This is a genomic window from Bacillus sp. LH1 (assembly GCF_057924895.1).
In genome coordinates, this window is the sequence record NZ_CM175007.1 from 5022483 (window position 1) to 5035046 (window position 12564).

At 38.0% G+C, this 12564-nt stretch carries 12 protein-coding genes; 4 read left to right on the forward strand and 8 right to left on the reverse strand.

Annotation, left to right across the window (positions count from 1 at the left end):
- Positions 1-114 precede the first annotated feature (114 nt).
- The gene (locus tag ACX9TM_RS26075) at positions 115-1137 is read right to left on the reverse strand and encodes a YeiH family protein (RefSeq protein ID WP_050279521.1); all 1023 of its coding nucleotides are present in this window, start codon (positions 1135-1137) and stop codon (positions 115-117) included.
- A 150-nt stretch (positions 1138-1287) separates the two neighbouring features.
- Between ACX9TM_RS26075 and ACX9TM_RS26080 the strand changes: the two genes are divergently transcribed.
- The 4 genes from ACX9TM_RS26080 (at position 1288) to abc-f (ending at position 5051) form a co-directional block, all read left to right on the forward strand.
- Positions 1288-2181: a LysR family transcriptional regulator gene (locus tag ACX9TM_RS26080; protein ID WP_050279520.1), complete on the forward strand. Its 894-nt coding sequence runs from the start codon at positions 1288-1290 to the stop codon at positions 2179-2181.
- Between the two features lie 51 nt (positions 2182-2232).
- Positions 2233-2601 carry a MerR family transcriptional regulator gene (locus tag ACX9TM_RS26085; protein ID WP_001219225.1) on the forward strand — a complete coding sequence of 123 codons (369 nt, stop codon included), beginning with the start codon at positions 2233-2235 and terminating at the stop codon, positions 2599-2601.
- 4 nt (positions 2602-2605) lie between these two features.
- Positions 2606-3151 carry a flavodoxin family protein gene (locus tag ACX9TM_RS26090; RefSeq protein ID WP_000497611.1) on the forward strand — a complete coding sequence of 182 codons (546 nt, stop codon included), beginning with the start codon at positions 2606-2608 and terminating at the stop codon, positions 3149-3151.
- Between the two features lie 265 nt (positions 3152-3416).
- Positions 3417-5051, forward strand: a complete 1635-nt coding sequence (abc-f, locus tag ACX9TM_RS26095) for a ribosomal protection-like ABC-F family protein (protein WP_065382084.1) — start codon at positions 3417-3419, stop codon at positions 5049-5051.
- A 100-nt stretch (positions 5052-5151) separates the two neighbouring features.
- Here abc-f and ACX9TM_RS26100 read toward each other — a convergent pair whose 3' ends face one another.
- The 7 genes from ACX9TM_RS26100 to cccB form a co-directional block, all read right to left on the reverse strand.
- Positions 5152-5463, reverse strand: a complete 312-nt coding sequence (locus ACX9TM_RS26100; protein WP_000637521.1) for a YbjQ family protein — start codon at positions 5461-5463, stop codon at positions 5152-5154.
- Between the two features lie 65 nt (positions 5464-5528).
- Positions 5529-7244: an ABC transporter ATP-binding protein gene (locus tag ACX9TM_RS26105; RefSeq protein ID WP_065382085.1), complete on the reverse strand. Its 1716-nt coding sequence runs from the start codon at positions 7242-7244 to the stop codon at positions 5529-5531.
- Positions 7245-7495: 251 nt separating this feature from the next.
- Positions 7496-8680, reverse strand: a complete 1185-nt coding sequence (locus ACX9TM_RS26110) for a PDZ domain-containing protein (protein WP_000388606.1) — start codon at positions 8678-8680, stop codon at positions 7496-7498.
- A gap of 109 nt (positions 8681-8789) precedes the next feature.
- Positions 8790-10226, reverse strand: coding sequence for a S41 family peptidase (locus tag ACX9TM_RS26115; RefSeq protein WP_072770163.1), 1437 nt, complete (start codon positions 10224-10226; stop codon positions 8790-8792).
- Positions 10227-10344: 118 nt separating this feature from the next.
- Positions 10345-11238: a permease-like cell division protein FtsX gene (ftsX, locus tag ACX9TM_RS26120; protein WP_000645027.1), complete on the reverse strand. Its 894-nt coding sequence runs from the start codon at positions 11236-11238 to the stop codon at positions 10345-10347.
- Entirely contained in the window at positions 11228-11914 is a 687-nt protein-coding gene (gene ftsE / locus ACX9TM_RS26125) for a cell division ATP-binding protein FtsE (RefSeq protein WP_000594321.1), read from the reverse strand. The genes ftsX and ftsE overlap by 11 nt, the downstream gene beginning before the upstream one ends.
- A gap of 285 nt (positions 11915-12199) precedes the next feature.
- On the reverse strand, positions 12200-12523 hold the full coding sequence (gene cccB, locus ACX9TM_RS26130; protein WP_000727971.1) for a cytochrome c551: 324 nt from the start codon (positions 12521-12523) through the stop codon (positions 12200-12202).
- Positions 12524-12564 lie beyond the last annotated feature (41 nt).

Below are 12564 nucleotides of genomic sequence, written 5' to 3' on the forward strand. Positions count from 1 at the left end.
CAGCGCAACTCCATTTATATCGGCGATTTTCCAAATATATCGACATCCGTAGCGCTACTATAAACATAAGAAAAAGCTGTCCCCAAGCACCTTCGGGAACAGCTTTCTCCTCTACTACATAAATCCTAACGCATATACAAGAACGTATCCAAGAACCGATAAGCAAACCGAGCCAATCAACCCCGCCACAAATGCTTTACTTCCTAATTTACGGAACGTTTTAAACTCTACATTTAAACCGAGCCCTGCCATCGCCATTGCGATAAGCATGTAAGCAAGAACAACAATGTATCCCGCAACAACTTCTGGAATAATCCCGAGCGAATGCACTGCACTCATCGCTAAGAACCCGAAGATGAACCATGGAATTGGAAGGTCGCGCCATGATCTTTTTTCCTCGCTACCTTCACTCTTACCAAACCATAATCCGATTAAAATCGCTACTGGTACAAGCATTGCAACGCGCGTTAGTTTCACGATAACTGCGATATCTACAGCCGTGCTTCCTCCTGGCGCCGCAGCCGCAATTACGTGAGCAATTTCATGCAGTGTCGCCCCTGAGAACACTCCATATCCGTATGGAGATAAACCAAGCACTGGATATAATAACGTATAAATAAGCGTAAATATTGTACCTAAAATCGCGATGATCGCTGCTCCAACTGCTGTTTCGTCATCTTTTGCTTTCACTTGCGGTGCAATTGCCACGACCGCGGCCGCGCCGCAAATTGCCGTACCGCATGCTGTTAAAATCCCAAGTTTCTTTTCTACTTTAAATACTTTCGTTAGTCCGTATACAACAAAAATAGTAAATGTAATAACAACCGCCGCGATGACCAATACTTTCGGCCCCGCCTTCGCAATATCAACAAGATTTAATCGCATTCCAAGTAAGATGATCCCAAAGCGCAGTAACTTCTTACTCGCAAAGTTCGTTCCTGCAATCGCATCATGAGGAACTCCAATTGCAGCGCGCCAAACCATCCCAATTAGAATAGCAATTACTAATTGTCCCATAATATTTAAAAATGGAAGCTCCGCTAAATATTTCGCGGCAATTGCGATTAATAATGTAATCCCAATTCCTTGCGAAAATCCAAAGCCCTTCTTCTTTTGTATAACAAGTGTTTGTTCCACCTTGTACCACCCCAATAATCGTATTGGAACATGCATGTTCTTTCTACTTACATTATAAGAGAGTTTCTATAATAAGTTTAATACCAATACCGAATCTCTATCATCAGAAATACTTATGATAAGATGATAGAAAAGAAAGGAGCCCATTATATGAACGTAGACATTTTAAAAATTTTTGTTACTGTCGTTGAACAGAAACACTTCTCCCGTGCAGCAGAATTATTAAACCTTTCACAGCCCGGAGTAAGTATGCATATACGCAACTTAGAAAACGAATTTGGCACTACACTTATTCAACGCTCCCCGAAGCATGTCCAAGTTACGGAAGCTGGAAACATATTATATATACATGCAAAGCAAATGCTCTCTCTTTACGAAGATGCTAAGCAAGAAATTAATGAACTACATAACGTTGTAACAGGAACACTTCGCATCGGTGCTAGTTTTACAATTGGTGAATACTTACTTCCAAAAATACTCGCTAACTATGCGAATGAAAATCCACGCGTCGAAGTGCATACCTTTATCTCAAATACAGAAGAAGTTTTGCAAAGTCTTCGCTCTAATCAAATTGATATCGGCTTAGTGGAAGGGCAAGTCGTATACGCTGATGTTAACGTTGAAACATTTATGCAAGATGAAATGAAGCTCGTCGTTCCGCCAAATCATCCACTACTCCGCACAAAGGAAATAAATGAAAGCACACTCCAAGATCAAGTATGGGTACTAAGAGAAAGTGGTTCTGGTACACGCGCTTATAGTGACCGCTTTATTCATCAACACCATTTAAAAATGAAACGATTCTTTACATTCAGTAGTATCCAAAGCGTAAAGGAAGCTGTTAGTGCCGGGCTTGGCATCGCTATCCTTTCTGATTGGACTGTACGGAAAGAGCTATTAGCAAAAGAACTATTCCACGTCGAAGTTCCAAATGAACAACTAATCCGTCCGTTTTCCATCGTACGCGGTAAATATTTCATTCTATCTAAAGCCATTCAAGTGTTCTTAAATCATGTAGATTCTTTTGCGAAAAAACAGAGTTGACCCTCACATTAGTGTGAAGGTTTACAATACATGTAGAAGGAGTGAAACGCATTGCGAATTGGAGAATTATCAAAAGAAACTGGCGTTAGTGAAAGATCACTAAGACATTACGAAGAAAAGGGCTTACTCCCTACTAAGCGCCTTGCAAATGGTTACCGTGATTTTGATGAAAGTGCCATCGAAAAAGTGGAGCTTATTCAAATGTACTTACAAATTGGCTTAAATTTAGAAGAGACGGCAAGGATGCTGCGCTGCCTTGAAATTGAACCGCACCTGTACGATAATCCGTGTAGCAGTATCCTTACGCTTTACGAAGATAAACTCAATGAAGTAACAAAGCAAATCACATTACTTTCCAACATCCAAGCGAATTTGCAAAAACACGTTTCACTCCTAAAACAAGCAAAAGAAAAGGAATGATTACATGTTTGTTATACATGGCAGTTCAAGACAAAACGGAAATACAGAAGCTTTAACACATATGATGATAGAGGACATTGAAACAGAACAAATTTATTTGCGTGATCATACCGTCTATCCTATTACAGACCAACGTCATGATGCAGAAGGATTCCAATCCGTAAATGATGACTATGAGCAGTTAACCAAACGCATGCTAGAGCACGACACGATTATCTTTGCTACACCATTATATTGGTACGGAATGAGTGGACATATGAAAAACTTTGTTGATCGCTGGTCACAAAGCTTGCGCGATACATCTCTTCATTTCAAAGAAAAAATGAAAGGCAAAAAAATGTATGTTGTCATCGTTGGCGGGGATAATCCAAAGCTAAAAGCATTACCGCTTATTGCTCAATTCCAATATATCTTTGATTTTGTTGGTTCTTCATTTGAAGGTTATGTTATTGGAGATGCGAATGGACTGGATGAAATTAAAAACGATGCTGAGGCGCTGGCAAAAGCACAATTGTATAATAATAAATTCAAAAATAGCGAACAGAAATAAGTTTGACAAACCCTTTTGTATACGCATACAATAAAAGTAATATTATGAAAGGAAGGTACTTTGACCAATGAAGTTCTAATTCTCTTATTTATTTCATCCATCACAAATAGTGAACAAAAATGATGAAAACTAGCAGGGGATTAGTCTGTCCATTTGTCGATACTTTCTTTCGAAACGATCATGTAAAAAATCGTTTATTTATGTACGATTTTTTACATACAAGGGCGACGTTTATCCTCTCTAGTGAAACTAGGGAGGTTTTTTTATGACTATTTTATTCGCACGTAATATTGAAAAGAGCTTTGGTGATCGCACACTATTTACATTACCATCACTGGAAATTCAAGCACAGGATCGCATAGGAATTGTCGGAGTCAACGGAGCTGGTAAATCTACGTTATTACAAATATTAAGTAAAGAAATAGAAGCTGACAGAGGCATAGTAACTCATCATAGTTCTATCGCCATCATTCCTCAGCTCAGTGAAGAACTACCGGAAACCGCTTCTTCTCTCGCAAAAGGAAAATGGAGTATTTCAAACGTTACCGACGCAATGAGCGGCGGTGAACGAATGCGACTAAAGATTGCGCATGCTCTCGAACAAAATGCAGGCATTTTATTCGCTGATGAACCAACAAGCCACTTAGATATGGTCGGTACAGAGCAATTAGAAAAGGCACTTTCATCTTATAAAGGGGCACTTGTTTTAATATCGCATGACCGTGAATTTCTAGATAATATATGTACCAAAATTATTGAAATTGAAGACGGTATTATTCAAGAGTACAAAGGTAATTATTCAAACTATCGAAAACAAAAAGAACGTGAACGAATACAAAAACAAGCAGAATATGAGCAATATATACAAGAAAAAAATCGTTTAGAACAGTCCATTCTACAAAGAAAGCAACGTGCTTCTAACATGAAAAAAATCCCAACACGGTTCAGTTCATCTGAATCTAGACTTTATAGGTTAAGTGGGGCTCATGGCCAAGAACAGGTTAGTAAAGCAGCGAAAGCATTAGAGACACGTCTCGAAAAACTAGAAAAGAAGGAAAAGCCAAAGGATCTTTCTCAAGCTCAATTTGACGTGCAATACCATACACCCATTCATAGTAAGGTGGCAGTACAATTCAATAAAGCAACAAAGAAAATAGGCGACTGTATACTATTTAAAAATATGAATGGAACTATTGCCCCTGGTGCAAAGCTTGCCGTTTTAGGGGCAAATGGAAGCGGCAAAACCACTTTGTTCAACATGCTTCTCACAAACGAGCGTGGCATGCAGCTATCGAAAAGTTGTAAAATTGGATACTTCGAACAAACATTATCTATTTTAAAAACAGATAAAACCATTTTAGAAAATGTTCTAGAAGAAACAAACTATACAGAAGCATTCGTTCGCACAATACTTGCACGACTTCTATTCCGCCGTGAGGATGTTCATAAACCCGTGCACATTCTAAGCGGGGGTGAACGAATGAAGGTTGCACTCGCAAAAGTATTTTTAGGAAACTATAATATGCTTCTGCTAGATGAACCGACAAACTATTTAGACTTAGCAACGCAAGAAGAATTAGAAACCATGTTACAAGAATATCCTGGCACAATACTTTTCATTAGCCATGACCGTGCCTTTATTCGCTCTGTTGCAGACCATATTCTACAAGTAGATGAGAGTGAACCTAGAGTATTCCACGGTAATTACGAGCAATACACAAAAAGAACCACCGGAGATTCTGTAAACGTTACTGAGCAAGAGTTGTTACGATTACAAACAAAATTAACAGAAGTCATCGGCCGAATTTCCATACCAAATCATCACAATGATATCTCATCTCTCGAACAAGAATACGAAACATTATTAGTTAAAATCCGGAAATGTAAAGAAGCACTCTAATGTCTTCCCTATATATCGACGGGACCTTCCGCATTTCCCAAGAAATATTGAATCTTCGACATAGCATACAAAAAGCCGTGCATCAGCACGGCTTCTCACTTTAGATACGGACAGCAGTCCCGCTCACAGCAACCATTAGCATCCCTTCGCGAACTACTTCGTAATCCACGTCGATACCAACGATGGCATTCGCATTTTTTTGTCTTGCAAGAGTTTTCATCTCTTCCATTGCGATGTCACGTGCTTCTTTCAATTTGCTTTCGTAAGCGCCTGAGCGACCACCGACAACATCACGGACAGAAGCGAAAAGATCACGAACGATATTTGCACCCATAATCGCTTCTCCATTCACGATATCGACATAATCAATAATCTCTTTCCCTTGAATTGTAGAAGTTGTTGTTACAATCATACTTTATAGCCTCCCATATGAGATTTTTACCTACTTATGGTGCACTAATTCAGTACAAATTATATTTACGAACTAAACTGAGCTTCGTATAACCTACTGTATCCTCCGCCTTGCTCAATTAATTCATTATGTGAACCTTGTTCTGCAATACCATCTTTATTTACAACGACGATGCGATCTGCATTTTTAATCGTTGCAAGTCTGTGAGCGATAACTAATGTTGTACGGCCAACAGATAGCTCCGCAAGCGATTTTTGAATCGCAAGTTCTGTCTCTGTATCTAATGCAGAAGTTGCTTCATCCAATATTAAAATTGGAGGGTTTTTCAAGAACATACGAGCAATAGCTAGACGCTGCTTTTGTCCACCTGAAAGTTTCACGCCGCGCTCACCGATAACAGTATCTAAACCGTCCGGCTGTGAGTAAATTAAATCTTCTAATTGCGCACGTTTTACTGCCTGCCAAATTTCAGCTTCTGATGCTTTTAAATTTCCGTAAGCGATATTTTCACGAATTGTTCCTGAGAATAAGAACACATCTTGCTGCACAATTCCAATTTGCTTACGAAGTGAAGATAATGTCATATCTTTCGTATCAATTCCATCAATTTGAATTGATCCAGATGATTGCTCATAAAAACGTGGTAATAGGCTACATAACGTCGTTTTCCCAGCTCCTGATGGTCCAACGAACGCAACTGTTTCACCTGCATGTATTTTCAAACTAATGTCATTTAAAATCGGTTCTTTGTTTTCATATCCAAACGTAATGTTGTTATATTGAATATCACCGTGTACATGGTTCACTTCCATTGCATCTTTAGAGTCTACAATGTCAGGCTCTGTTTCAAGAAGCTCTACATACCTTTTAAAACCAGCGATTCCTTTCGGATAGCTTTCGATTACCGCGTTAATTTTTTCAATTGGGCGGAAGAAAATATTCGTTAATAGAACGAATCCGATAAATCCACCGTACGTTAATTCTCCTTGCAGAACAAACCATGTACCGCATATTAAGACGAAGAGCGTTACGAGACGCATGAGCATATAACTAATCGACGAATTTAACGCCATAATTTTATACGCCATTAATTTCGTTGTACGGAAACGAGCGTTGTTCACAGCAAATTGCTCTTTCTCAAACTTTTCATTTCCGAATGCTTGTACAACGCGAATACCACCAACGTTGTTCTCAATACATGCATTGAAATCAGCAACATCTGAGAATAAACGTCTAAATGTACCTGTCATTTTTTTATTGAAGTACAGCGCTAACCATAATAGGAATGGAATGACGAAGAACGTTAATAACGCTAACTTCCAGTTGATCATCATCATAAATGAGAATGCCCCAACTAAAGTCATTACGGCGATAAATAAATCTTCTGGTCCATGGTGAGCAATTTCCCCAATTTCCATTAAATCGTTTGTAAGGCGTGAAATTAAATGACCTGTTTTATTATTATCAAAAAATCTGAATGATAGCTTTTGAATATGATCAAATAATTTCTGCCTCATATCTGTTTCAATGTTAACACCAAGCATATGTCCCCAATATGTAACGACATATTGTAAGCCTGCATTTAACATATAAACTGCGAGTAAACCGAAACAAGCCCATAAAATAAGTGTCCAGTTTTGCCCTGGCAATAACTTATCAATAAATTGATTTACGATAAGCGGGAAGCCGAGTTCTAATAATCCTGCGACAACCGCACAAGAAAAGTCGAGTATAAATAAACCTTTATACGGTTTATAGTACGAGAAAAATTTACGCAGCATATCTTACCTCCATTTTCCAAAATTAAAAAGACTCCCTAAATGATAACCATTATCAAATAATTATTCAAGTTATCCGTCTATGAAACTGAAAATAAGCTTTGCGATAGTTGTCGTTTTTTGCTGGAAAGTCGATATATTCGAATAATCGCCGATATATTTCGAGTTGCGCTGATATAAACTTCATTTACTAACTACTCTCCCATCCCCAAAAACAAAAAAGGTACCACCACAAGGTGATACCATTCCTTCTATTACATCGCTTCCGAATCCCACTCATGCTCCTGTTCAACGAATACAATACCTAATTCGTGATGTCCACCAGCATATAATGCAGTTTGTGCAAGACGAAGCTCACCATTTGTATCTAATACTTCTAATTTACAAAATGCTCCTGTCGTCTTCGTTTGAAGCGCATCATAAAATTCCTCGGCGCTTTTTGGAATGACTCCATTTACTTTCGTAATAATTTCTCCAGGCAGTAATTTCAGCTCTGCTCCAATTGTATTTGGAATTGTATCTAGTACAACGAGCCCATCATTGCGTGCAGCAAAATACGCTGGTCTTGTTTCATCGGCAATTTTTTCTTGCATCGAAATTGTGAAACGCCCAAGCATAGCGACTCCCATCGCGATAATTGCAAGTACGTGCCACCAGTAACTTGCGATTCCTAAAACGAGCACAAGTCCTGCTAATCCATAAACACGTCTTCCTGTAAATAATAAAGCTTCCGTCGGCTCATAACTTTTAATATTTCTCATAAATCCAATTAAAAATGGAACGAGGAATAGAGAATATGTATTTGAACCTATTGAAACGACAGGCCACCATGAAATAAACTGCGTTACCGCATCACCCGGTACAAGAATAAAAATAGGAACGATCCATAAACGCTTTGATTCGTGTAAACCAATCTTTAATCCACGCTTCCCCTGCCTAATCCTCGGCGTCGAATATCCTACTGCGTTTTTAGAAATCAATAAGCCTTCTACAATAAGCATAACGCCTAGTAAAATAACAAGGGATACAATGGTACTCTCTTCACCTTCTCGAAGCTGTAAAAAGGAAACTGGTAGCTTAGAAGATAATAGAACACATACAATCGCAATGCTAAATGTATAAGCCGCCGATAAATATCGATACATAGCCGTTAATCCAAATAGTAACGTCCAAATTAAAATGGCCCATAAGCTTGCTTTAGAAACAACAAGTCCAAGCCCAATCGTAATAATAGATACTACTAATCCGTATCCAATCCCTGCAAATAGAGAGGTTCGCAGTTCAAACCAAATATCATAAACTTTAAAAGAAAAATCTTTTCGTTCTCTTAACATACGTAAGTATCCAACGAAGATACTACTTATTACAAATATATAGACAGCAGGGTGTAAGAAAAAACGTCCAACTGCCCGCATTATTTCAAAAATCCATGCCTCCATGAACCCATTCACCACCATTTATATCATTCTTTCTTTTTATATTATCATAACTAAACAAACGTTTGTTTAACACAAAAAAATACAGGCAGCAAACTGCCTGTATTTCTTCTTATTTTGTCATTAATTTTAATGCTGACTGTAATTGTAGATCATTTTCTCCAGAACGGATTTTTTCGATAATTTTAGTTTGAATCGCTTCAGCTGTCTTTTTATCAAGCTGTCCTGTCGCTTCCATTTCATTTGCATTTTGGAATGCTTTCAGAGCCGATTCTGTCTCTTTACTAAAGTATCCATCTTCACGACCTGGTACATAACCTAAGCTCTTAAGCATTTCCTGAGCATGTTTTACTTGTACATCATTTGAATTGTATGAAAGTGTTTTTTCAATTTGAATTGGTGTCGCATGATAATAATTTGGTTGCTTCACTTCTACTGTTGGCGCGATTCCTTTTTTATGAATCCAGTTCCCATCCGGTGTTAACCATTTAAACATCGTTAATTTAATGTTGCTGCCGTCTTTAAATGGAACAGCTTGCTGGACAGTACCTTTACCAAATGTCTTTTCACCAATTAAATCGTATCCTTCTCCTTCTTTTAACGCACCTGCTAAAATCTCTGAAGCAGAAGCACTTCCATTATCAATTAATACTGAAATTGGATATGGTTTTCTCTCTTTCAGTTCCGTAGAGAATTTCTTCTTCTCACCATTTCGCTGCTCTACTTGTAGCATCGGCTTTTTATTCGTCATAATTTCCCCTAGTATATCTTCTACACTATTTAAGTAGCCACCAGGATTACCACGCACGTCAATAACTAAACCTTTTATATTTTTCTTCTCTAACTCTTTTAACTGATCCTTAAATTCTTTCGCTGTATTTTCAGCAAAAGAAGTGATTTGCATATAACCGATATCTTTTCCGCTCTCTTGCTTCACAGAACTAAACACTGTAAAGATCGGAATCTTTTCACGCTTAATTTTAAATACAATCGGATCAGTTACTCCCGCACGTTTAATTTCAATTGCGACAGTCGTTCCCTTTTTACCACGAATTTTTAATACTGCTTCTTCACGTGATAAGTCTTTCACACTGTTTCCATCTACAGATAAAATTTGGTCATTCGGTTTAATTCCTATCTTTTCTGCTGGTGAACCTTTAATTGGCGATACGATAATAAGCTTACCGTCCGTCTTGTTCACCTCAGCCCCAATCCCCTCTAATTCGGGATCAAGCGATTCACTAAACTGTTTGGCTGTTTCTTTATCCATATACGTGGAATAAGGGTCCTTCAGCGTAGACAACATACCTTGTATTGCACCTTCAACTAACTTTTCATCTTTCACGTCTTCCACATAACGTGAATCAATTAGTGCATACGCCTCATTAATTTTTGCCAAATTCCCTTGCGCAGTGCTAGCATTCCCACTCGAAATTGTTTGCGTTACTTCTGATGGGTTAACCCCAAATACAGACATGCCTGCAAACATTCCGCCAGCACCAATTAAAAATGCAACAACCATTCCAATAATTGCAACTCTACGTTTCAATGCGGAATTCCCCTTTCCAAAACACACAGGTGGTGTAGCAAAAGGCATCACACAGTGTGTGATGCCTTTACCTATTTCTACTATATGATAAGCTTGTACGAATTATGTTTGCAACTTTTTATACTTTTAAGAAGCGACGAATTGACATTACACTTCCCCACATACCGATTAAAGCACCGATTAACACTAGTAAACCAGCTAATTGGAATACGAATGGACTGTATGGTAGAAGCTCGAAAATTGTTCCGCCAAGTTTTTCATTAAACACACCTTGCAACGAATTATACGTAATTAGAATTAGGCCAATTGGAATAATTGATCCTAATACTCCTAAGAATAATCCCTCTAGCAAGAATGGCCAACGAATAAACCAGTTTGTTGCACCAACAAGTTTCATAATTTCAATTTCTGTACTACGAGCATAAATTGTAATTTTAATTGTATTAGAGATTAAGAACATCGCTGTGAATAAAAGACCAGCAATTAACGCAATCCCAATGTTACGACCAGTTTTTACAGTATCAAATAATCGTTCAACTTGCCCTTTTCCGTACTGAACATTACTAACAAACTGCATTTTTTCAACCTTCTTCGCGATTGTCGCTGTATCGGTTGGTTCTTTCGCTTTTACAACGAATACGTTTTTAAGTGGGTTATCTTGTTCAAATAACTCAAACGTTTTTCCACTATCACCTAAGCTTTTAATTAAACGTTTTAACTCTTCTTCTTTAGAAGAATATTTAATAGAATCTACTTTTGCAATCTTACTCATATCTTCTTCTAATTTCTTTTGATCCGCTTCTTTTGCAGCTGGATCAATGTGTACACGAATCTCTACATCTTGCTCTACTTTCGTCGCAAAATGGTTCATATTCATAATCGCTGTTAAAAAGACACCTACAAGTAATAATGTAACTGTTACTGCACTAACAGAAGCAAATGTCATCCATCCGTTACGTGATAGATTCTTTACACCTTCTCGCAAATGTCGACTAAGGGTCTTAGCCTTCATATCCGTATCCTCCCTCAATCTCATCTCGAACAATTTTTCCGCCTTCAATCGCGATTACACGATGACGGATTGTATTTACGATATCTGCATTATGCGTCGCCATAACAATCGTTGTGCCGCGCTCATTAATGCGAGTAAAAATATTCATAATATCAAGAGCTGTTTCAATATCTAAGTTACCTGTTGGCTCATCGGCAATTACAACCTTTGGTCTATTTACAATTGCTCTTGCAATAGCCACACGTTGTTGCTCCCCGCCCGAAAGCTCACTTGGAAGTGCATCTGCACGATCTTCAAGGCCTACAAGACCTAGAACTTCTGTTACACGCTCACGAATTGCATCCGGTTCTTCTTCAATTACTTCTAAAGCAAACGAAACATTCTCATATACCGTTAATTTAGGTAGCAATTTGAAATCTTGGAAAATCACGCCTAATTGACGACGGAAATACGGAACATCTCTTTCTGCCAATGTTTCGATAGTAAGTCCATTTACATTAATAGATCCTGTAGATGGTTTCTCTTCACGATACATCATTTTAATAAATGTAGATTTTCCGGCTCCACTCGGTCCAACTACGTATACGAATTCACCTTGTTTAATGTTAACTGTAAGACCAGCAATGGCTTTCATACCATTCGGGTACTCCTTATAAACATTCGTCATTTTTATCATTATTTATCACCCAATACTTAATGATTTTTTTCGAAATACTTTTCTGTACATCTGAAAACAAAAGACATCCTTCATTTTCATTTAGTCATCCTTGTTGAAGATAGTTTACTTATGCTTTCTCATAAGCAATACCACTCTATGTAATATATTTCAGCAAAATTCTACAAACCCCATTGTAACATCAAACGGTTTCCAATTTGGATACATTTTTGTTACAGTTATGTTACATACCAGAAAAAAGGAAAACGAGTTGACTATATTATCAACTCGTCCATTTCACCTTTTTTATTTATGTTCAGCTAACCATTCAGACACTTTTTTCGCATCTTCACCTTGAATAAGTCCTGGTGACATTGAACCGCGGCCTTTTTTAATAATCTCTTCGATATCTGCAGCGTCGTACTTACCGCCTACTTTTCTTAAATCAGGTCCAGTTGCCCCTGATAAATCTGTTGCGTGACATCCCGCACAACTTCTTTGGAAAATTTGTTCTGCGCTGTCTGTGCTTGCAGACTGTTTCGAAGACTTACTCTCTTCTTTATTTCCGCATGCTCCTAAAGCAAAAACAACCGATGTCCCTAGCGCAATAGCCAACAATTTCTTTTTCACTTCTATCGCTCCCCATTGTTGATATTCTTTTTATTCATAAC